This is a genomic window from Serratia ureilytica (genome assembly GCF_013375155.1).
GTDB classification, from domain to species: domain Bacteria; phylum Pseudomonadota; class Gammaproteobacteria; order Enterobacterales; family Enterobacteriaceae; genus Serratia; species Serratia ureilytica.
Genome location: NZ_JABXOF010000001.1, coordinates 415448 through 436579 on the forward strand (window position 1 = coordinate 415448; position 21132 = coordinate 436579).

The 21132-nt window shown below is 57.2% G+C and carries 24 protein-coding genes; 14 read left to right on the plus strand and 10 right to left on the minus strand.

Annotated features, from left to right (window positions below; translation table 11 throughout):
• Positions 1-304 precede the first annotated feature (304 nt).
• The 3 genes from HWW83_RS02050 (at position 305) to HWW83_RS02060 (ending at position 3388) form a co-directional block, all read left to right on the plus strand.
• Positions 305-1786, plus strand: coding sequence for a Tle-like phospholipase domain-containing protein (locus tag HWW83_RS02050; RefSeq protein WP_047572087.1), 1482 nt, complete (start codon positions 305-307; stop codon positions 1784-1786).
• A complete protein-coding gene (locus tag HWW83_RS02055; protein WP_033642516.1) occupies positions 1783-2556 on the plus strand; it encodes an ankyrin repeat domain-containing protein in 774 nt (257 codons plus the stop codon). Before HWW83_RS02050 ends, HWW83_RS02055 begins: the two co-directional genes overlap by 4 nt.
• 88 nt (positions 2557-2644) lie before the next feature.
• Positions 2645-3388, plus strand: a complete 744-nt coding sequence (locus HWW83_RS02060) for an ankyrin repeat domain-containing protein (protein ID WP_176588955.1) — start codon at positions 2645-2647, stop codon at positions 3386-3388.
• Between the two features lie 477 nt (positions 3389-3865).
• Here the strand turns inward: HWW83_RS02060 and HWW83_RS02065 are convergent, their stop codons facing one another.
• Positions 3866-5554: an aspartate:alanine antiporter gene (locus HWW83_RS02065; RefSeq protein WP_004938680.1), complete on the minus strand. Its 1689-nt coding sequence runs from the start codon at positions 5552-5554 to the stop codon at positions 3866-3868.
• A 294-nt stretch (positions 5555-5848) separates the two neighbouring features.
• On the opposite strand from HWW83_RS02065, the gene HWW83_RS02070 reads away from it, so the two are divergent.
• Positions 5849-6238, plus strand: a complete 390-nt coding sequence (locus HWW83_RS02070) for an inner membrane protein YbjM (protein WP_033642521.1) — start codon at positions 5849-5851, stop codon at positions 6236-6238.
• A 39-nt stretch (positions 6239-6277) separates the two neighbouring features.
• Here the strand turns inward: HWW83_RS02070 and HWW83_RS02075 are convergent, their stop codons facing one another.
• Positions 6278-6541, minus strand: coding sequence for a GrxA family glutaredoxin (locus tag HWW83_RS02075; RefSeq protein WP_004938676.1), 264 nt, complete (start codon positions 6539-6541; stop codon positions 6278-6280).
• A 230-nt stretch (positions 6542-6771) separates the two neighbouring features.
• On the opposite strand from HWW83_RS02075, the gene HWW83_RS02080 reads away from it, so the two are divergent.
• From HWW83_RS02080 to rlmC, 9 genes are all read left to right on the plus strand, one after another.
• Positions 6772-7086 carry a YbjC family protein gene (locus tag HWW83_RS02080; RefSeq protein WP_033642522.1) on the plus strand — a complete coding sequence of 105 codons (315 nt, stop codon included), beginning with the start codon at positions 6772-6774 and terminating at the stop codon, positions 7084-7086.
• A gap of 56 nt (positions 7087-7142) precedes the next feature.
• The gene (gene rimK, locus HWW83_RS02085; RefSeq protein ID WP_033642523.1) at positions 7143-8045 is read left to right on the plus strand and encodes a 30S ribosomal protein S6--L-glutamate ligase; all 903 of its coding nucleotides are present in this window, start codon (positions 7143-7145) and stop codon (positions 8043-8045) included.
• Between the two features lie 136 nt (positions 8046-8181).
• Positions 8182-8661, plus strand: a complete 480-nt coding sequence (locus HWW83_RS02090) for a type III secretion system chaperone family protein (RefSeq protein ID WP_004938666.1) — start codon at positions 8182-8184, stop codon at positions 8659-8661.
• A gap of 406 nt (positions 8662-9067) precedes the next feature.
• Positions 9068-10177: a spermidine/putrescine ABC transporter substrate-binding protein PotF gene (gene potF, locus HWW83_RS02095; protein ID WP_033650647.1), complete on the plus strand. Its 1110-nt coding sequence runs from the start codon at positions 9068-9070 to the stop codon at positions 10175-10177.
• Positions 10178-10297: 120 nt separating this feature from the next.
• On the plus strand, positions 10298-11431 hold the full coding sequence (gene potG / locus HWW83_RS02100) for a putrescine ABC transporter ATP-binding subunit PotG (protein WP_103101138.1): 1134 nt from the start codon (positions 10298-10300) through the stop codon (positions 11429-11431).
• A 24-nt stretch (positions 11432-11455) separates the two neighbouring features.
• Positions 11456-12418, plus strand: a complete 963-nt coding sequence (gene potH, locus HWW83_RS02105) for a putrescine ABC transporter permease PotH (RefSeq protein WP_176588956.1) — start codon at positions 11456-11458, stop codon at positions 12416-12418.
• Positions 12415-13260 carry a putrescine ABC transporter permease PotI gene (gene potI / locus HWW83_RS02110; RefSeq protein WP_033642528.1) on the plus strand — a complete coding sequence of 282 codons (846 nt, stop codon included), beginning with the start codon at positions 12415-12417 and terminating at the stop codon, positions 13258-13260. Before potH ends, potI begins: the two co-directional genes overlap by 4 nt.
• A 161-nt stretch (positions 13261-13421) precedes the next feature.
• Positions 13422-13901, plus strand: a complete 480-nt coding sequence (locus tag HWW83_RS02115) for a YbjO family protein (protein WP_069100890.1) — start codon at positions 13422-13424, stop codon at positions 13899-13901.
• A gap of 68 nt (positions 13902-13969) precedes the next feature.
• The gene (rlmC, locus tag HWW83_RS02120; RefSeq protein ID WP_060659719.1) at positions 13970-15097 is read left to right on the plus strand and encodes a 23S rRNA (uracil(747)-C(5))-methyltransferase RlmC; all 1128 of its coding nucleotides are present in this window, start codon (positions 13970-13972) and stop codon (positions 15095-15097) included.
• Here rlmC and HWW83_RS02125 read toward each other — a convergent pair.
• From HWW83_RS02125 to HWW83_RS02160, 8 genes are all read right to left on the minus strand, one after another.
• The gene (locus HWW83_RS02125; protein WP_033633469.1) at positions 15094-15378 is read right to left on the minus strand and encodes a type II toxin-antitoxin system RelE family toxin; all 285 of its coding nucleotides are present in this window, start codon (positions 15376-15378) and stop codon (positions 15094-15096) included. The two genes, rlmC and HWW83_RS02125, sit on opposite strands and share 4 nt — an antisense overlap.
• Complete coding sequence (locus HWW83_RS02130) at positions 15368-15619, minus strand: type II toxin-antitoxin system Phd/YefM family antitoxin (protein ID WP_004928423.1); 252 nt, start codon at positions 15617-15619, stop codon at positions 15368-15370. Before HWW83_RS02130 ends, HWW83_RS02125 begins: the two co-directional genes overlap by 11 nt.
• A gap of 101 nt (positions 15620-15720) precedes the next feature.
• Positions 15721-16455: an arginine ABC transporter substrate-binding protein gene (artJ, locus tag HWW83_RS02135; protein WP_089196840.1), complete on the minus strand. Its 735-nt coding sequence runs from the start codon at positions 16453-16455 to the stop codon at positions 15721-15723.
• A gap of 198 nt (positions 16456-16653) precedes the next feature.
• Positions 16654-17322: an arginine ABC transporter permease ArtM gene (artM, locus tag HWW83_RS02140; RefSeq protein ID WP_122004042.1), complete on the minus strand. Its 669-nt coding sequence runs from the start codon at positions 17320-17322 to the stop codon at positions 16654-16656.
• Complete coding sequence (gene artQ / locus HWW83_RS02145) at positions 17322-18038, minus strand: arginine ABC transporter permease ArtQ (RefSeq protein WP_025159684.1); 717 nt, start codon at positions 18036-18038, stop codon at positions 17322-17324. Before artQ ends, artM begins: the two co-directional genes overlap by 1 nt.
• Positions 18039-18047: 9 nt before the next feature.
• The gene (artJ, locus tag HWW83_RS02150) at positions 18048-18779 is read right to left on the minus strand and encodes an arginine ABC transporter substrate-binding protein (protein WP_033642533.1); all 732 of its coding nucleotides are present in this window, start codon (positions 18777-18779) and stop codon (positions 18048-18050) included.
• A 32-nt stretch (positions 18780-18811) separates the two neighbouring features.
• On the minus strand, positions 18812-19540 hold the full coding sequence (gene artP, locus HWW83_RS02155; RefSeq protein WP_089192582.1) for an arginine ABC transporter ATP-binding protein ArtP: 729 nt from the start codon (positions 19538-19540) through the stop codon (positions 18812-18814).
• 264 nt (positions 19541-19804) lie between these two features.
• Entirely contained in the window at positions 19805-20347 is a 543-nt protein-coding gene (locus HWW83_RS02160; RefSeq protein WP_033642535.1) for a lipoprotein, read from the minus strand.
• Between the two features lie 159 nt (positions 20348-20506).
• Here HWW83_RS02160 and HWW83_RS02165 point away from each other — a divergent pair, with 159 nt between their 5' ends.
• A complete protein-coding gene (locus tag HWW83_RS02165; RefSeq protein WP_004928400.1) occupies positions 20507-20830 on the plus strand; it encodes a heavy metal-binding domain-containing protein in 324 nt (107 codons plus the stop codon).
• Positions 20831-21132: the final 302 nt, after the last annotated feature.

The window sequence follows — 21132 nt, forward strand, 5'->3', positions numbered from 1 at the left end:
GCTTTTAGGCGCGACATGGCAACGAAATACGCAAGCCAATACCTCTTCACAAATGCACAGGAAGCACGCAGCTGCATGGATGGGAGAGGATGCGCGCGTATAGAAATAGAGCAAAGAAATCTTTACTGAAGTGTGATAATTTTGCGCATGCCCTATTAATGGAATGACACAGAAGATAAGGATATCCAATGCGTTATCGTTCGCTAACGCTCGACGAGCCCCGTAAAAGCCGCACACCTGGCGAGTTGCTTGATGATGGTGCGCCTGTGCCGACCACGGAACCCTGCGAGTGGGCAGGCACCGTATGAAACTGATTCATTTCTCCTCTGAACACACGGCGCCGGAAAGCTTTTCCAGGATACTTAACCCGACAGCAGCGCGGCATGAGCTGGAACGGCATTATTTGTTCGGCGGCGCGGCCGGCATATCGATAAGCAGCCGGTATCCGATCACCCGCAATACTCAATCCGGGATTGGCGTCACCGGTTATCGTGAGGACGTGGCTATGAAGCGCAGCGTACTCGATGAGATCAACCGGGGCGGCTTGCTGGCGATTGATCAGGGAATCGGCACCTGGACGCCGACGAAATATGCCTTTTACGTCGACGCGGAAGGCCGATTACAGCGCTACCCAGGCAGCTCTCTTCCCGCCTTTTATCCTACCGGGCGCGTGATCGCCCGCTATGAAGAAATGGTCAGCCGCTATGGCCACCGGGCAAAACCGACGGTGCTGCCGGCGAGGCAGAGTACGACCCGGAATCCCCCTCTGCAACAAGCCATCGCGACCGCAGTGGCAACCGTTGCCGCCACGGTGCAGGCCATCCGTCCACTGACCAAGGCAGAACGCTGGCAAGAACGCCAGTACCTGATAGGGAGAGGCAACCGCAGCATTTACCCGGATGCGCGCCTGGCGGCACAGCGCCTGGCGGAGAACAACATCGCGGTCGAAAAGGCGAAGTTGGCTGAGAATGTCTATAAGACCACTAACCCGCTCAAGGACACGATAGACATCCCTGAAGGCTGGAAGGATATCAGTAACAATGATGGGGCGCTGGGTCAACTCGGTTTAAGCAAAGATATGCTCTATGACGATGAGGATACGCCGGGCTTTCTGGCTCGGGTTTATCAGCCTGATGAGAAGGTCTTTGGCAAAGCGATGAACCCGACGGTGGTGTTCCGCGGATCGCGTGCGCCCGAGTTCCCGGAGGGAATAAGCAAGGCTGCCCAGAAAGCGTTATTGAACGGCGATTTGTCAGGGATTAAAAACCTGAGTGACTGGTCAAATAACGGCGCTCAGGGGTTGGGGTTTAATTCTGAATACTATAAACAAGCCGTTATAATTGGCGATAAAATTTCGAAAGTATCAAATATTGACGTTGCGGGTCATTCATTAGGAGGCGGTATGGCCTCTGCGACCTCCATAGCCAGCGGCAAACCGGCTTGGACGTTTAATGCAGCAGGCCTGAATGCGGGAACCGTCGAAAAATACGGTGGCTCTATAATAGGCAGCGCCGATAATATTCAGGCGTATCGCGTAAAAGGGGAGCTGTTGACCAAGCTGCAGGAGGTTGATTTGTGGGAAGATGCCAAAGACCTTAAATTTTATCCCCCGGCGGTGATGGCGAAAGAGCGGTTGTCCATGTTGGCGCCTGACGCCGTGGGAGTAAAGCACACGCTTCCCGGTGGAACAGGTTCACTGCTGGATAAGCACGGTATAGACCAGGCGATACAATGCATTGAAAATGAGAAAGACGATGACATTGCCACAATCAAGGGACGAATATGAAAAAAATCATACTCATTATCACGATGCTAGTGTCTATGCTCATCATTCAGGGGTGCAAACAAGGTATGGATTTACAACCGCAGGATTATTTTGAAGGGACGCAGCTGGACATCGCCAACATCATCTACGAGGGTGACAGGCAAAAGCTGGATAAGGTTTTACCGACGGTAAGCAAAGAAACGTTAAATCGACCGGGCAAGGCGGAGATGACGTTGCTATTCTGGGCGATAAATAACGCTATCTTTGACAAGAACACGCCAGAGCGGCTTAAGATAATTACAGATCTGGTTAAGGCAGGAGCAGACCCACTGCAGCCAAGGCCGGAAGGGAGAAGTAGTCCCGCTGAATTTGTTATGAAAGCAGATAAGGGAATCTGGATAAAATCCATGTTAGATGGGGGGCTATCTCCTAATGCAAAAGATAAAGTCAACAATAAGCCAATTATATTTAAAAGTATTCTTGCGAAGAACACAGAGACATTAGAGGTCATGTTGGATTATGGCGCTGATATAAATATAAGAAATTCACTGGGTGATACGCTGCTCATCGATGCTTTAGATTATCACTCCTATGACCACGTCATTCTTCTATTAGAAAAAGGCGCCGATAGTGATATAAGAGGCAACTCGGGTTGGACGATGGGTAATCAACTACAACGGCTGATTAATAGAAGTCCGGACGGCAGTGAGGCGAAAGCGTCTCTTGAGCGCATCAAAGACGAGCTAATTAAGCGTGGTGGGAAATGGCCGCCTCTCCCTGTCAGTCAATAAGCCGTTCTCAGTATTCAAGGGCATAGAGGGATGCTGATACGGTGAAAAAGCAAAGTTGAACCGTGGTTACGCTTAAAATGGAGATGGCATGAGGCACAGGGCTCTTATCATTATCATGTTGCTGTCGATGCTCATGATGCAGGGATGCGAACAAGGTAGGGATCTACAGCCACAAGATTATTTTGAAGGGACGCAGCTGGACATCGCCAATATCATCTACGAGGGTGACAGAAAAAAGCTGGATAAGGTTTTATCGACGGTGAGCAAAGAAACGTTAAATCGACCGGCCAAGGCGGAGATGACGTTGTTATTCTGGGCGATAAATAACGCTATCTTTGACAAGAACACGCCAGAGCGGCTCAATATCATTACGGATTTGGTCAAGGTGGGGGCAGATCCACTGCAGCCAAGAACTGAGGGGGGGAGTAGCCCAGCTGAATTTGTTATGAAGGCGAATAACGGCGTATGGATACAAGCTATGTTAGAGGGCGGGCTCTCTCCAAATGCCAGAGATAAGGTTCATAATCAACCCATTATATTTGAAAGTTTTGATGCGGCGAACATAGAAACATTAAAGATGTTAATTGCATACCAAGTTGATGTTAATATCAAAGGGGCTATGAACAAAACGCCATTAATTAATGCGCTGTATAACAGTTGCCCAGAACACATTGAGGTTCTGTTGGCTCATGGAGCTAATCCATTAGCCAAAGATGATTTTAATGACAGCTTCCTCTCGCTGATTTCTGCGGAAATAGCTAAAGGGGATAAGAGCAATGCGTATATAAAGAAACTAATTAAAATTAAAGAAAAAATAAAACAGGTGAATTAGATAGTCTCGACTATCATGGGGGACAATGCTGGTCTTCTTCCAGTGCAGTAACATGACGTTATGATATACAGGAAGATGATGGAATGAGCCACCAAAGAGCACCCAGCCGACGGCGACGAGAGTGCTGTTGTTAAGTCCCGTTTGTGACGCCATCTCTTTGAACAGTGGCGAACCCACAAGCAGCGTTTCTATGTTGAAACCTGCACATTGATAGGGAGGCTGGCGTAAGCGACGCTCAGAGATAGGATGCTTTATGCCTGACGACGAGGCCGCGACAGCAGGTGTTGCGGGCTGCTTCAGGCAACAAAAAACCCGATAATCTTGAACCTAAAAGGCGGGATTATCGGGCTCCACAAAATGGGGACATCAAAGAAAAGCAGTGGCACTAATTCAGACTGCGGCCCCCAACGAAAGTTCTGGCCGGCGACAAAAAAATCAAAATATTTTTATCGCCGATCCATCTCTCTCGCTAATCGATCAGCCGAGTATGCCCGGCCATAGCACCACGATGAGTGAACCCGCCAGCGTTAACAGCACGTTAGCGATGGCGTAGGTGCCGGCGTAGCCCAGCGCCGGGATGTTGCTGCGCGCGGTATCGCTGATGATCTCCATCGCCGGTGCGCAGGTGCGGGCGCCCATAATCGCGCCGAACAGCAGGGCGCGGTTCATGCGCAGCACGTAGGCGCCGAACAGGAAGCAGATAATCACCGGCACCAGGCTGACGATCAGCCCGGCGATCAGCATCTGGCCGCCGACCGCGCCCAGGCTGTGGCCGATGCCGGCGCCGGCGCTCAGGCCCACGCCCGCCATAAACACCATCAGGCCGAATTCTTTCACCATGTTCAACGCGCCCTGCGGAATGTAGCCGAAGGTCGGGTGGTTGGCGCGCAGGAAGCCGAGCATGATGCCGGACATCAGCAGGCCGGCGGCGTTGCCGATGCCGAACGAGAAGTTACTGAACTGAATGGTGATCTGGCCGATCAGCAGGCCGATGATGAAGAAGGCGCAGAACGCCAGCAGATCGGTCACCTGGCTGTGGATCGAGATAAAGCCAATTTTCTCCGCCACGCTCTTAACCCGGCGCGCGTCGCCGCTCACCTGCAACACGTCGCCTTTGTTGAGCACGATGCTGTCGTCGATCGGCATTTCGATCTGGCTGCGGATCACGCGGTTGAGGAAGCAGCCGTGGTCGGTCAGCTTCAGCTGGCTCAGGCGTTTGTTCACCGCGTTGCTGTTCTTCACCACGATCTCTTCGGTGACGATGCGCATGTCGAGCAGATCGCGATCGAACACTTCCTTGCCGTTGCGGAAGCTCGGGTCCAGCCGCGCGTGGGCGTCCGGGTAGCCGACCAGCGAGATCTCGTCGCCCACCTGCAGCACCGCGTCACCGTCCGGGTTGGCCAGAATGCCGTTGCGGCGGATGCGTTCGATGTAACAGCCGGTCTGGCGGTAGATGCCCAGCTCGCGCAGGTTCTTGCCGTCGGCCCAGGCCACCAGCTCGGGGCCGACGCGGTAGGCGCGGATCACCGGCAGGTAGACCTTGCGCTGGCTGTCGGTGTCCAGGCCGCGTTCACGAGCGATTTGCTGGGCGGAGGTGGACAGATCCTGGTGCTGCAGCTTCGGCAGGTAGCGCGCGCCAAAAATCAGGCTGACCAGACCGATCAGGTAGGTGAGGGCATAGCCGAGGCTCAGATGATCCTGCGCCGCCAGCAGCGCCGGGCCGTTGACGATGGTGTTGCGCAGCGTATCGCCGGCCCCCACCAGCACCGGCGTGGAGGTCATCGAGCCGGCCAGCATGCCAGCGGTCAGGCCGATGTCCCAGTGGAACAGCTTGCCGAGACCGATGGCGATCACCATCGCCGAACCGACCATCACCAGCGCCAGCATCAGGTAATTTTTGCCGTCGCGGAAGAAAATCGAGAAAAAGTTAGGCCCGGCTTCCACCCCGACGCAGAAAATAAACAGCATGAAGCCGAGATTCAGCGCCTCGGTGTTAATGGCGAAGTGTTGCTGGCCGAGCAACAGGGAAACCACTAAAACGCCAATGGAATTACCGAGTTGGACGGAGCCCAGACGGAGTTTACCGAGGCACAGCCCCAGCGCGAGTACCACGAACAGTAACAGAATGTAGTTACCGTTTAACAAACTAGCGACGTTTATGTTCACGGAGGATAACTTATTGTTTACCAGTAAGTGCTTGATATAGATAACTATAAGAGATAAATTCAGCCTTAAAACGACGTCATAAATCACCACCAGCAGAAAGCGAAGCGAACCATCGTTCGGCGGCGTTCATTCTAGACGCTATGACCGATGACAGCCAGCACAGAAAGCTGATTTCCTGCGCCGCCGTGCGCATTTAACTCTCTTTTGACCAAGGAAAAAATTCGGTTCAGCGTCACCTGACGGGTGGCCGGGCTGATTTCTATTGATGCGGTAATTGGGCGGGGGAGAATTCGCATGACGAGTTATCGATATTGGCTGGGCATTCTCAGCTGTTTTCTGTTGTTCAACCTGGTGTTTCTCGGCCAGCAAACCGGCCTGTTCGGCAGCACGGATCATGAGCACCACGGGGAAACCGGCCTGCTGCTGTTTGTGATCCCCGGCGCGATCGCCAGCTATCTGTCGAGCCGCAAGCGGCTGCTGTGTCCGCTGCTGGGGGCGCTTTATGCCTTGCCGCTCTGCCTGCTGATCCGTCACTTCTGGCTGACGCCGTCCTATTCGTTCTGGCAGGAGCTGGCTTACGCCACCAGCGCGGTGTTCTGGTGCGTGTTCGGCGCGATGCTGATGCTGTTCGCCCTCGGTCTGTTGCACACGCTCCAGCAGCTGCATCGGCGGCAGCGGCAATAAAAAAAGGCGCGTTAAGCGCCTTTTTTGTCGTTCAAAAACTTACTGGAACAGGTTCAGGTGTTCTTTAGCGTAAGCTTCGAAATCGGTGCAACCGCCGATGTGCTTCTCGTCCAGGAAGATCTGCGGAACGGTTTCAACCGGTTTACCGACGGTTTTTTCCAGATCGGCCTTGGTGATGCCTTCCGCGTGGATGTCAACGTAACGGAAGTTGAAATCGTCGCGTTCTTCAGTCAGTTTTTCCGCCAGTTCTTTAGCGCGGACACAATAAGGACAGCCAGGACGCCCGAAGATTACTGCAAACATGCAACGCTCCTTAATTGGATTTTCAAAAAATTGTTCGCTACCGCAACGACATCCCGTCACCGAAAAAGTCATTACCTGCGTCAGATGGCGCCTACTATGCCCGTTGAGGCGGTGAAAAAAAAGCAGGAATTACCTGTTAATCTGATTCATGTAACCAATTAGTCTGCCGGGGCTGTCGCCGTCGACGGGAATTCACTACACTGGGGGCAGACCTTCTGGAGAAGAAAAATATGCGTTCATTCGGTGACTTACCGCGCCCGGTGCTGGTGTTGGAAGGGCTGGGCATCGTGATGCTGGTATTGGCCTACCTCAGTATTCACGGGCACCTGCAGCTGCCGGGCTGGCTGGCGTCGCAGCAGGCGGCGGTCGGCATGATTTTCCTCGGCGTGGCGCTGATGGTGCCGGCGGCGGCGTTTCTGGTATGGCGCGTGGTGCAGGGGTTCGGGCCGCTGATGCGCGGCGGCCTGCCGCCGGAAAACGATCGCCGCAAGCCGCAAGATGCGGACGCATCGAAAAATCATCAGGACAGCGATCCGCGCGCCTGAGCGCCGCGGCCGCTAACCCGCCTGCGGGGCAGGCGTTGGCCTTTTTGGGGTGACGAGTGAAAATTGCCATTCTTTCTCGCGACGGATCGCTCTATTCGTGCAAGCGGCTGCGTGAAGCGGCGGAAGATCGCGGGCACAGCATCGATATCATCGATCCGCTTTCCTGTTATATGAACATCAACCCGGCGGCGCCGACCATTCACTATCGCGGCCGTCAGTTGGAGCGTTATGACGCGGTGATCCCGCGCATCGGTTCCGCCATCACCTTTTACGGCACCGCGGTGCTGCGCCAATTCGAGCTGCTTGGCAGCTACCCGCTCAACGAATCCGTGGCCATTACCCGCGCCCGCGACAAGCTGCGTTCGCTGCAACTGTTGGCCCGGCAGGGTATCGATCTGCCGATCACCGGTTTCGCCCATTCACCGGACGATACCGGCGATCTGATCGAACTGGTCGGCGGCGCGCCGCTGGTGGTCAAGCTGGTGGAAGGCACGCAGGGCATCGGGGTGGTGCTGGCGGAAACTCGCCAGGCGGCGGAAAGCGTGATCGACGCCTTTCGCGGCCTGAACGCCCATATTCTGGTGCAGGAGTACGTGCGCGAAGCGCAGGGCCGCGACGTGCGCTGCCTGGTGGTGGGCGGCCGGGTGGTGGCCGCCATCGAGCGGCAGGCGAAGCCCGGCGAGTTTCGTTCCAACCTGCACCGTGGCGGCAGCGCCCGCAAAGTGACCATCACCGCCAGGGAGCGGGCGATTGCGGTCAAAGCGGCGAACACGCTGGGGCTGGACGTCGCCGGGGTGGATATCCTGCGCGCCGAGCGCGGCCCGCTGGTGATGGAGGTCAACGCCTCACCGGGGCTGGAAGGGGTGGAAACCACTACCGGGCTGGACATTGCCGGCATGATGATCGAATACATCGAGCAGCGCGGCCGGCCGGGGTTCCGCCTGAAATCGGGCGGCTGACGGTACGCGCGTTGCGCTTTTCCCGCCGAGCAATATCTTAATTAGTGAATTAAGCCGCATTGATCGTGGCGTATCGGGTGAATATTCCGTAAGCTATGCGCCTTTTCGCGTTTTGAATATTGTGAGGCTGGTTATTATGGATTCACTCATTGTCCCCGATTTGGCGCTGTTGCGGCGCTGGCTGGATCAGTCGGGCATTTCTTTCTTTGAGTGCGATTCCTGCCAGGCGCTGCACCTGCCGCACATGCAGAACTTCGACGGCGTGTTCGACGCCAAGATAGATCTGGTGGACAACGTCATTCTGTTCTCCGCGCTGGCCGAGGTGAAGCCGACCGCGCTGATCCCGCTGGTGGCGGATCTGAGCCAGATCAACGCCAGCTCGCTGACCATCAAGGCCTTTGTCGACATTCAGGACGACAACCTGCCGAAGCTGATCGTCTGCCAGTCGCTGAGCGTGGCGGTCGGCATCACCTACGAGCAGTTCACCCACTTCATGCAGCAGGGCGAAGAGCAGGTCTCGATGGTCATCCTCGAGGCGCGGGCGAACGATCTGCTGTTTATGGGGGACGAAGAAGAGATCCCCGCTGGCGCCGTGCGTCAGCCGATGCTGCACTGATCCTCGCTGTACCTTAAGCATGCCGTCGCTCCGGCGGCATGCTGCCGTGACTCCCCTCCGCAATTAAATATTCTGCACTTTGGCCTCTGCCGCCCGATCTTTCTCGGCTTTTACGCCGTTAATGCCGTATCACATAGAGAAAAATTGCATAAAAAATCGATAAATAGCGTTTTTTACCCTGGGGGCTGGCGGGTTGCGATGCCAGCGGCTATGCTGCTGATTCTGCAAAGGGCTTGCGATTTCCCTTGTAACCACGCGAGCAGGGCAGTGCAAAAATGCGCATGCAATCATATGCATAGCCATTCATTTCGCGGTTGCAACGATTGCGCTCAATCAGGAAAGGTTTTGTATCGCTGCAGATACAAGTTCAATTCTATGATTTACCCTGTTTTGGAGGAAGTTACGGATGGTCACCCAACGTAAAAAGTGGTTATCGGGTGTGGTTGCCGGTCTGTTGATGGCCGCGTCCGTCACGGCGTCAGCCGAAGAGAAAACGCTGCACGTGTATAACTGGTCCGACTATATCGCGCCGGATACCCTGGCCAAATTCCAGAAAGAAACCGGTATCAAAGTGGTGTACGACGTCTTTGACTCCAACGAAGTGTTGGAAGGCAAACTGATGGCGGGCAGCACCGGTTACGATTTGGTGGTCCCTTCATCCAACTTCCTCGAGCGTCAGTCGCAGGCCGGCATTTTCGAGCCGCTCGACAAGAGCAAGATCCCCAACTACAAAAATCTCGATCCCGAGATGCTGAAGCTGGTGGCGCATAACGACAAAGACAACAAATACGGCATCCCTTACATGATGGTGACCACCGGCATCGGCTATAACGTCGACAAGGTGAAGGCGGTACTGGGCAAAGACGCGCCGGTCAACAGCTGGGATCTGATCTTCAAGCCGGAAAACCTGGAGAAGCTCAAGAGCTGCGGCGTCTCCTTCCTCGATGCGCCGAGCGAGGTCTACGCCACCGTGCTGCATTATCTGGGCAAAGATCCCAACAGCACCAACGCGGCGGACTACACCGGCGCGGCCAACGATCTGCTGCTGAAGCTGCGGCCGAACATCCGCTATTTCCACTCTTCTCAGTACATCAACGATCTGGCGAACGGTGACATCTGCGTGGCGATCGGCTGGTCCGGCGACGTGATGCAGGCGGCCAACCGCGCCAAAGAGGCGAAGAACGGCGTGAATGTGGCCTATGCGATCCCGAAAGAAGGGGCGCTGACCTACTTTGACATGTTCGCCATGCCGGCGGACGCCAAAAGCAAGGACGCCGCCTACCAGTTCCTGAACTTCCTGCTCAAGCCGGACGTGATGGCGGACATCAGTAATCACATTTACTACGCCAATGCGGTGAAAGATTCCACGCCGCTGGTGAACGCCGAAGTGCGCGATAACCCGAACGTCTATCCGCCGGCCGATTTGCGCGCCAAGCTGTTCACGCTCAACGTGCAGTCGCCGAAGCTGGACCGTGTCATTACCCGCGCATGGACTAAAGTTAAAAGCGGGAAGTGATGATGGGGGAGCCCCCCATCGTCGGTAAACCGGCAGGCGGGTGTTCCCCGCCTGCATTGCCGTTTTGGGCCACGGCGCTCGCCGTGGTTTTGTGCCGCTTTACGCCGGAGAGCACCCCGATTGAACGACGCTATTCCTCGTCCTCAAGCCAAGTCGCAGAAGGTTTTCACCCCTCTGCTGGAAATCCGTAACCTCACCAAAACCTTCGACGGGCAGAATGCGGTCGAAGACGTCAGCCTCACCATCTATAAGGGTGAGATCTTTGCGCTGCTTGGCCCGTCCGGCTGCGGCAAGTCCACCTTGCTGCGCATGCTGGCCGGTTTTGAACCGCCGACGGAAGGGCAGATCGTGCTCGACGGGCAGGATATGTCGCATGTGCCGCCGTACCAGCGGCCGATCAATATGATGTTTCAGTCGTACGCGCTGTTCCCGCACATGACCGTGGAGCAGAACATCGCGTTTGGCCTTAAGCAGGACAAAATGCCGCGGGCGGAGATCGCCGAACGGGTGGCGGAAATGCTGGCGCTGGTGCACATGCAGGAGTATGCCAAGCGCAAACCGCACCAGCTTTCCGGCGGCCAACGGCAGCGGGTGGCGCTGGCGCGCAGCCTGGCCAAGCGGCCGAAGCTGCTGCTGCTGGATGAGCCCATGGGCGCGCTGGACAAGAAGTTGCGCGACCGCATGCAGCTGGAAGTGACCGACATTCTCGAGCGCGTCGGCGTGACCTGCGTGATGGTGACGCACGATCAGGAAGAAGCGATGACCATGGCGGGGCGCATCGCCATCATGAACCGCGGCAAGTTCGTGCAGATCGGCGAGCCGGAAGAGATCTACGAGCATCCGAACAGCCGCTTCAGCGCCGAATTTATCGGTTCGGTCAACGTCTTCGACTGCGTGCTGCAAGAGCGCCACGACGATGCGCTGATCCTGCAAAGCCCGGGGTTGCGCCATGCGATCAAAGTGGATCCGGACGCCTCGGTGGTGGACGGCGTGCCGATCCAGGTCGCGCTGCGGCCGGAAAAGATCCTGCTGTGCGAACAAGTGCCGGAAGACGGCTGCAACTTCGCGGTGGGGGAAGTGGCGCACATTTCCTATCTGGGCGATCTGTCCATCTACCACGTGAAGCTGCATAGCGGGCAGATCATCAGCGCCCAGCTGCAAAACGGCCATCGTTTCCGCAAGGGGATGCCCACCTGGGGCGATGAAGTGCGTCTATGTTGGGAAACCGACAGCTGCGTCGTGTTGACGGTGTAGTGGATCCGGTGAGGAGTAACCCGTATGACCCTGCTTTCTGAACGCGCGCCGGAACCGCCGGCCAAAGCGCCCGGCGCCCTCAGGGCGCTGTTCCATCGCTTGCTGATGGCCCATGGCCGCAAGCTGGTGATCGCGCTGCCGTATTTATGGCTGACGCTGCTGTTTATGCTGCCTTTCCTGATCGTGTTCAAGATCAGCCTGGCGGAGTTGGCGATGGCGGTGCCGCCCTACACCGAGCTGATGAGCTGGGTGGACGGCAAACTGAACATCGCGCTCAACTTCGCCAACTACCTGCAGCTCACCGACGATCCGCTGTATATCGACGCCTATCTGCAGTCGCTGCGCGTGGCGGCGGTTTCGACGTTGTGTTGCCTGATCATCGGCTATCCGCTGGCCTGGACGGTGGCCCACAGCAAGGCGTCGACCCGCAACATCCTGCTGTTGCTGGTGATCCTGCCTTCCTGGACCTCGTTCCTGATCCGCGTCTATGCCTGGATGGGCATTCTGAAAAACAACGGCACGCTGAACAACTTTCTGATGTGGTTAGGGGTGATCGACCAGCCGCTGGTGATCCTGCACACCAACCTGGCGGTGTATATCGGCATCGTCTATTCCTACTTGCCGTTTATGGTGTTGCCGATCTACACGGCGCTGATCCGGCTGGATTACTCGCTGGTGGAGGCGTCGCTGGATCTGGGCGCCCGGCCGCTGAAAACCTTTTTCAGCGTGATCGTGCCGCTGACGCGCGGCGGCATCATCGCCGGCTCGATGCTGGTGTTCATTCCGGCGGTGGGGGAGTTCGTGATCCCGGAGCTGCTCGGCGGGCCGGACAGCATCATGATCGGCCGCGTGCTGTGGCAGGAGTTCTTCAATAACCGCGACTGGCCGGTGGCCTCGGCGGTCGCCACCATCATGCTGCTGTTGCTGATCGTGCCAATATTGTGGTTCCACAAGCACCAGAACAAGGAAATGGGAGGCCAGGCATGAACAACTTGCCGGTAGTACGTTCACCGTGGCGCATCGCCATCCTGACTGTCGGCTTTACCTTCCTGTATGCGCCGATGCTGATGCTGGTGATTTACTCCTTCAACAGCTCCAAGCTGGTGACGGTGTGGGCCGGCTGGTCCACGCGCTGGTATACCGAACTGTTTCACGATTCGGCGATGATTAGCGCGGTGGGGCTCAGCCTGACCATCGCCGCCGCCGCCGCCACTGCCGCGGTGGTGCTGGGCGCCATCGCCGCGGTGGTGATGGTGCGTTTCGGCCGTTTTCGCGGCTCGACCGGCTTCGCGTTTATGCTGACCGCGCCGCTGGTGATGCCGGACGTGATCACCGGCCTGTCGTTGCTGCTGCTGTTCGTGGCGATGGGGCACGCCTTCGGTTGGCCGTCGGAACGCGGCATGTTCACCATTTGGCTGGCGCATGTCACCTTCTGTACCGCTTATGTGGCGGTGGTGATCAGTTCGCGCCTGCGCGAGGTGGATCGCTCAATTGAAGAGGCGGCGATGGACTTGGGGGCGCCGCCGCTGAAGGTGTTTTTCGTCATCACCTTGCCGATGATTGCGCCGGCGCTGATCTCCGGCTGGATGCTGGCGTTTACCCTGTCGCTGGACGATCTGGTGATCGCCAGTTTCGTCTCCGGCCCGGGCGCCACCACGTTGCCGATGCTGGTGTTCTCCAGCGTGCGCATGGGGGTGAATCCGGAAATTAACGCGCTGGCCAGCCTGATCCTGCTGGTGGTGGGCATTCTCGGCCTGATCGCCTGGTGGTTTATGGCGCGCTCGGAAAAACAACGATCGCGTGAATTGCAGCGGGCGGCCCGTAGCTGAATCGTAACAAACCTGCTATTTTTGCAATCAATAAGTATTGCAACTAACTACCTGACTTTACATGCGCCATTTGAATGGCTCCAATGAATTTCACACTGCCGCCAACAACGCGGCAATGTGAAAGGCGAAGGGGCTGTGGCGCGTCGTAGCGGAACACGGATATGTCAGACATGCTGAAAAGCGGGCAGGGAATAAGATCGACTTCGGATGCGCCGGTGCCGGTGATGGTGGCGGGCACCGCCATGGTGGCGATCAAGTGTATCAGCGTGGTGCTGCTGCTGGGTGAGCTGGGCGTCGACGGCACGAAGGAGTTTGTCAGCACCAGCGCGCAGGCGTGGGATTCCACCTTTATCTTTCTGGCCGGGCTGATGCTGCTGTGCCTGCAAATCAGCTGCGGTTTTGCGGTGATGCGCGGCCGCAACTGGGGGCGCTGGGGCTACGTGGCCTGTCAGTGCATCGTGGTGCTTTACCTGCTGTTGGCCACCATCGGCAGCGTCTTCCCCGAGGTATTCACCGTGGAAGGGGAAACCAGCGGCCAAATCCTGCACGTTCTGATCCTGCAAAAGATCCCCGACGCGGTGATCCTGGCGCTGCTGTTCGTCCCCACCGCCAGCCGCCGCTTCTTCACCGCGCGCAAGTGAGATTTTAGGCGCGCGGAGTGGTAAACTCTGCGCCCTTAATTCGTCATCCTGAACTTCACGGTATCTTCATGCATTGCGCTTTGTATACGGCGGGCACCTGCCGTTCCTGTCAGTGGCTGGAAAAGCCCTATCCGCAGCAGCTGGCCGACAAACAGCATCACCTGCAATCGCTGCTGGCCGGGCGCGACGTCGCGCAGTGGCTGCAGCCGGCGGCGGGGGAGCTGAGCGCATTTCGCAATAAAGCCAAGATGGTGGTCAGCGGCAGCGTGGAGCGCCCGTTGCTCGGCATGCTGCACCGCGACGGCACGCCGGTCGATCTGAGCGACTGCCCGCTGTATCCTGCCGGCTTTGCGCCGATGTTTGCGGTGCTGAAAAGCTTCATCGCCCGCGCCGGCCTGACGCCGTATAACGTGGCGCGCAAACGCGGCGAGCTGAAATACCTGCTGCTGACCGAAAGCACGCTCGACGGCGGCGTGATGCTGCGCTTCGTGCTGCGCTCGGAAACCAAGCTGGCGCAGCTGCGCGCCGCGCTGCCGTGGCTGCAGCAACAGCTGCCGCAGCTCAAGGTGATCTCCGCCAATATTCAGCCGGTGCATATGGCGATCATGGAAGGGGAGCGCGAGATCGCGCTGACCGATCAGCAGGCGCTGGAGGAACAGTTCAATCAGGTGCCGCTGTTCATCCGCCCGCAAAGCTTCTTCCAAACCAACCCGCAGGTGGCCGCCGATCTGTATGCCACCGCCCGCGACTGGGTGCGCGCGCTGGGTATCGACAGCATGTGGGATCTGTTTTGCGGCGTCGGCGGTTTCGGTCTGCACTGCGCGCAGCCGCAAACTCGCCTGACCGGCATCGAAATCAGCGCGGAAGCGATCGCCTGCGCGCGCCAGTCGGCGCAGCGATTGGGGTTGCTGCAGATCGATTTTCAGGCGCTCGATTCCACCCGCTTCGCCACCGCCGAAGGGCAGGTGCCGCAGTTGGTGTTGGTCAACCCGCCGCGCCGCGGCATCGGCCAGGCGCTGTGCGATTATTTGAGCCGGATGGCGCCGGATTACATTCTGTATTCCAGCTGCAACGCCGAGAGCATGGCGAAAGATATCGAGATGTTGCCGGGATACCGCATCGAACGGGTGCAGTTGTTCGACATGTTCCCGCATACCGCGCACTACGAAGTGTTGACGCTGTTGGTGCGGCGTTAAAGGCGCTTTTTGGCAGCCGTGTAAGCCGCTGAACGTTCGCGTTTGCCCACAGACAGGACCAGAACCACGATCTCCGTTTCCATGACGCGATATACCAAACGAAAGCCTGAGGCTCTGAGTTTGATTTTGTAGCAATCGGGCAAACCGGCGAGTTTGTTGGCGGGGACGTGGGGATTAACCAGCACCGATGCCAGCTTTTTTTTGAACTGTTCCCGGATCACCGGGGACAGTTTTTTAAATTCCTTCAGCGCATGTTCTTCGAATTCAAGCTTATAAGTCATCCAAATTGACCTTAATGCGTTTGCCGTTCATCCGTGAACGAACGATTTCAGCGAGTTCGATATCTTCCAGGTATTCCGCGATCGCCTCCCAGGTTTCCGGAGAGACGTAATATCCCGAAATCTTACCGTTGGTCAGGACGGCGACCGGTTGCCCTTGTGCCTCTTTAAGGGCGGCGTTGGGCGATTTCTTAAAATCGCTGATGCTGACAGCCGAGTCGGCAAGAATGGGTTGAACCGTCATGATGTTATCCTTGATGCTAAATTTAGTATCAAATTTAGCACTAACCGAATGGGGTGGCAATCGGATGGAGCCGCCGAAGGATGGCGACTCCACATGCGGACTTACTGCGGGAACCATTTGTCGTTGATGGCCTTGTAGGTGCCGTCGGTCTTGATGGCGTCCAGCGCGGCGTTCAGCTTGGCCAGTAGCGCCTGATTGTCCGGACGCACCGCGATGCCGAGGCCGGTGCCGAAGTATTGCGCATCGGTGATATGTTCGCCGACCGGCGCCAGCTGCGGGTTGGTTTTCAGCCACTCGTTCACTACGGCGGTATCGCCGAAGACGCCGTCGATACGGCCGTTTTTCAGCTCCAGAATAGCGTTCTGGTAGCTGTCGTAAGAGACAGTGTTAATCTCCGGGTGTTTGTCCTGCATGTATTTCTGGTGGGTGGTGCCGTTTTCCATGCCGAGCTTTTTGCCTTTCAGATCCGCCAGCGAGCTGAACTTGCCTTTTTGCGCGATCACAATCGCCGAGTTGGCATAGTAAGGTTGGGTGAAGGCGACCTGTTTGCTGCGCTCCGGCGTGATATCCATACCGGAAATCACCGCATCGTATTTTTTGAATTTCAGCGCGGCGATCAGGCTGTCGAACGCCTGATTGGTGAAAGTGCACTGCGCCTGCATCTGTTTGCACAACGCGTTGGCCAAGTCGATATCGAAGCCGACGATCTGGTTGTTGGCGTCCAGCGATTCGAACGGCGGGTAGGTGGCGGAGGCGGCGAAGCGGATAGTCTCGGCCGCGGTGGCGTTAAAGGTCATTCCGGCCAACATCGTCGCGGCAAGCAGCAGTTTTTTCATGCGTAGAGCTCCTGTCTGGATCCTGAAAGTGATTATTTCGCTATCGTTTGTTTTTACTGGTAATCGCCAGAGGTTTTTGCGAGGACACCTGCTGATAACCCTGCCACTGAGTGAATTAAAATGCAATATAAATGATTAAATATTGCAATGGGGATAAAAAAAGCCCCGCGCAATGGCGGGGCTGGAGAGGGGATGGCTTCAGTTGCGGCGCTCAAACGCCAACGCGCGGCGCTCCACCAGCCGCATCAGCAGAGTCAGCAGGCCGTTGACGCACAGATACACCAGACCTGCGGCGCCGAACACCATCACGTCGTAGGTACGGCCGTACATCAGCTGGCTATAGCCCATCACTTCCATCAGCGTGATGGTGTAGGCCAGCGACGTGCTTTTGAACACCAGCACCACTTCGTTGGAGTAAGATGACAGCGCGCGCTTGAAGGCGAACGGCAGCAGAATGCGCAGCGTCTGCCGGCGCGACATGCCAAGCGCTTCGCACGACTGCCATTGTCCGGCGGGGATGGCGCGCACCGCGCCGTAGAACAGCTGCGTGGTATACGCCGCGCTGTTCAGCGCCAGCGCAATCATCGCGCACAGCCAGGGCTGCGACAGCAGGTTCCACAGCCACGGGTAGTCGCGGATCGCCGGAAACTGACCGGGGCCGTAGTAGATCAGGAAGATCTGCACCAGCAGCGGTGTGCCGGTGAACAGCGTCACATAGGCCTGGACCAGCGGCGTCAGAACCGGCGTTTTCAGCGTCAGGATCACCGTCAGCAGCAGCGACAGCAGCAGCGCGACCAGCAGCGCGGCGACGGTTAGCGTCAGGCTGGTATGCAGCCCTTTGAGGATTTCCGGTAAATATTCAATCATCAGACCGGCCCCCGCTCAAAGCGCGTGGCGCGCAGTTCAATGCGCTTGATGACGTATTGGCTGAACAGCGTCACCAGCAGGTAGATGGCCGCCGCGATCACGTACCAGGTAAAGGGTTCCTGGGTGCGGGTGGCGATGCTTTTGGTTTGCAACATCAGGTCGTTCACGCTGATCAGCGACACCAGCGCGGTGTCTTTCAGCAGCACCAGCCACTGATTGCCGAGGCCGGGCAGGGCATGGCGCCACATCTGCGGCATGATCAGGCGAAAGAAGATCGCCGCTTTGCCGAGACCCAGCGCCTGGCCGGATTCCCACTGCCCCTGCGGCACCGCTTTGAGCGCGCCGCGCAGCGTCTGCGAGGCGTAGGCGGAATAGAGCAAGGCCAGGGCGATCACCCCGCACAGGAACGGGCTGACTTCGAAATTATCGATCGCCAGCTGAATCGGCAACTGGAACAGACCGAGGTTAAGGGTAAAGCCGTCGGAGAGCATCAGCAGCAGCTGCGACGAGCCGAAATAGATAAACAGCACCACCAGGATTTCCGGCAGGCCGCGCAGCACGGTCACCCAGGCGGTGCCGAGCCAGCTGACGGCTTTCCAGCGGGACGATTCCCATACGGCGAACAGCATCGCCAGAATCAGCCCGAGGATCAGGGCGCAAACGGCAAGGCCGACGGTCATGCCGGCGGCGCTTGCTAAAGGTTGTAATTCATTCATCGGGGCGTATTACTGCTGGAACCATTTTTTGTAGATGGTTTCATAGGTCCCATCCTGCTTGATCTTGTCCAGGGCGGCGTTGAACTTGCCCTGCAGATCGGTATTTTTCTGGCGTACCGCGATGCCGAGGCCGGTGCCGAAGTAGTCTTTATCCGTTACTTTGGCGCCCACTGTCGCCAGCGCGTCATTCTGCTTCAGCCACTCGTTGACCACCGCAGTATCGCCGAACACCGCATCAACGCGGCCGTTCTTCAGATCCAAAATGGCGTTTTGGTAGCTATCGTAAGGCACGGTGGTGATTTCCGGGTGCTTGTCGGTCAGGTATTTTTGGTGAGTGGTGCCGTTTTGCACGCCGACTTTCTTGCCTTTCAGCGCCGCCACGTCGGCAATTTTGCCTTTCTGCGCGATGAACAGCGCCGAGTTATCGTAGTACGGCTTGGTGAACAGCACCTGCTTTTCACGCTCCGGCGTAATGTCCATACCGGCCATGACCGCATCGAAACGCTTGAACTTCAGGCTTGGGATCAGGCTGTCGAACGCCTGATTGGTGAAGGTGCACTCGGCCTGCATCTCTTTGCACAGCGCGTTGGCCAGATCGACATCAAAACCCTGAATTTTGTTGCCGGCGTCAATAAATTCAAATGGAGGATAGGAGGCTTCGGTAGCGAAACGGATGGTTTCGGCTGCGGAGGCGGAAACGCTGATGCCGGCCAGAACGGCGGCGATTATTAGTTTTTTCATCGCAAACTCCCCAAATTACAGCAAGTTAATTGTTAGTGTGATAAGTAGTTGGCAAACTCGGTGGTCCGCGGCTGCGTGAAGTGGCTGCTGTCGCCTTGCTCCACTACATGGCCGTTTTCCATGTACACCACGCGGCTGGCGGTCTTGCGCGCCACTTCCACTTCGTGGGTGACGATCACCTGAGTGATGCCGGTGCCGGCCAGTTCGCGAATGATGCTGACGATCTGGGCGGTGATTTCCGGATCCAGCGCTGCGGTCGGTTCATCGAACAGCAGCACCTGCGGCTCCATCATCAGGGCGCGAGCGATCGCTACGCGCTGCTGCTGGCCGCCGGAAAGGTGCAGCGGAAAGCGATCGGCGAAGTCGGTCAGGCGCAGACGCTTGAGCAGCTTGTCGGCGCGCTCCATCGCCTGAGCCTTGGTCAGACCCAGCACGCGGCAAGGCGCTTCGATCAGGTTCTGGACCACGGTGAGGTGAGGCCACAGGTTGTATTGCTGGAAGACCATGCCGACATTTTGCCGCAGTTCGCGAATGGCTTTTTCGCCCGGCGCCTGCTTGAAATCGAATTGGTTGCCGGCGATCTTTAGCTGACCCGAACGCGGCATTTCCAGCAGGTTCAGCACCCGCAGCAATGAACTTTTCCCGGCGCCGCTTGGGCCAAGCAGCACCAGGGTTTCCCCGGCTGGACATTCCAGCGTGATGTCAAACAGCGCCTGGTGAGCGCCGTAATAGCAATTGATACCGTTAAGTTGAATACTCATGCGCCAGAATTGAATAGACATTGATGCCGCAAATGTTAACTTCCACAGAATACTTATGCAATCTTTGTGCGTTAAAATTTATGAGTGTGCGGCGAGACAGTAAAAGATTAGCACAAGATACCGCGACTCAGGCCGAGGGAGGGGATTTGTGGCGCAGGCTGTGAGATCGGTAGCGAAATTTTTTCTATCGGACGAAATCTGAGCGGCGCAAGGGGAGACGGGAACGACCGACGCGGCGGGTCCGCGTCGGCCGGGGAGTGCGGGTTATCGGTTTTCCAGCACCTGACGCACGCTGCCGTTGGTGGCGTGTGCTGGAACATTCAGGTAGCGAATATCATCAACCACCCAGCAGGTGCCTTCGCGCACCATCAGCACTTCGTCTTGCCAGTTCACGGTACTGTTGGCGTCTTTCTGGTAGCTCAAGTCAACGCGCAGCGGGATGTTCTTCGCATCGGTGTTGGGAATGGTCGAGGCGCTGGCGACGGACGCGCTGCTTGGCCCTTGCGCGTTGCCGGAGAACAGATCGCCGGTTATCTGATGCTTGCCCGGATTTTGAGCGGCGCTGACCAGATCCTGATACAGCACTTTGCTCAGATAAGGCTGCAGCTGCGCCAGGCGGTTGCTGTCCGGCAGGCTGGAACCTTGCTGGATGCGCAGGTCATAGAACTTTTGCGCGACCGTATCCGGGCCGCCTTCCACACAGCTGCCGCTGCGGGTGCCGATATCCTTGTATGCCGGTTCCACCGTGGTACAGGCACTCAGCAACAGCGCTAAGGGTAAAACAGCCGCAATCGTTTTTGTTTTCATCTTATTACCTTATGTGAAAGTCTCTACCATGAAGACCGATAGCTTACAGTATAAATGCGTTTTTTGGCCTTGCATTCGTACTGCGTGCCATTGATTAAGCGAACATAATGCCAATCTTCTGGTCATAGATACGTTGAATTAATCAAACAAGGAGTTCTGATGCAGCTTTCAACTACCCCGACCCTGGAAGGGTTTACCATCACCGAATACTGCGGCGTCGTCACCGGCGAAGCGATCCTCGGCGCCAACATTTTTCGTGATTTCTTCGCCGGCGTGCGCGATATCGTCGGCGGCCGCTCGGGCGCTTATGAGAAAGAGCTGCGCAAGGCGCGCCTGATCGCATTCGAAGAGCTGGAAGACCAGGCGAAAGAGCTGGGCGCCAACGCGGTGGTCGGCATTGATATCGATTATGAAACCGTTGGTAAAGACGGCAGCATGCTGATGGTGACCGTCAGCGGCACCGCGGTGAAAGTGAGCCGCTAACGCCATGCTTTCTTTTCGCCCCGGCCATTCCGCCGGGGCGACATCCTCTTGATTTATCCCACCTTGTGCTGCTCGACGATTGGGCGGTGTTCCTGCGGCTTCGTGGGCACCGGCTCCTGGCGATGCGGCATCGGCTGAACGGACGTCTGATGGCGCTGCGGCGCCGGGGCCGCATGCGGCATGATGCGCTGTTGCGGCGCCGGCATCGGGCTTATCGCCGCCGGATGCTGCGGCGCTGCCGGTTCGCGGATCACCGGCTGAGCGACGTGTGGGGCCTGCAGAACCTGCGGGCGCGCGACGGC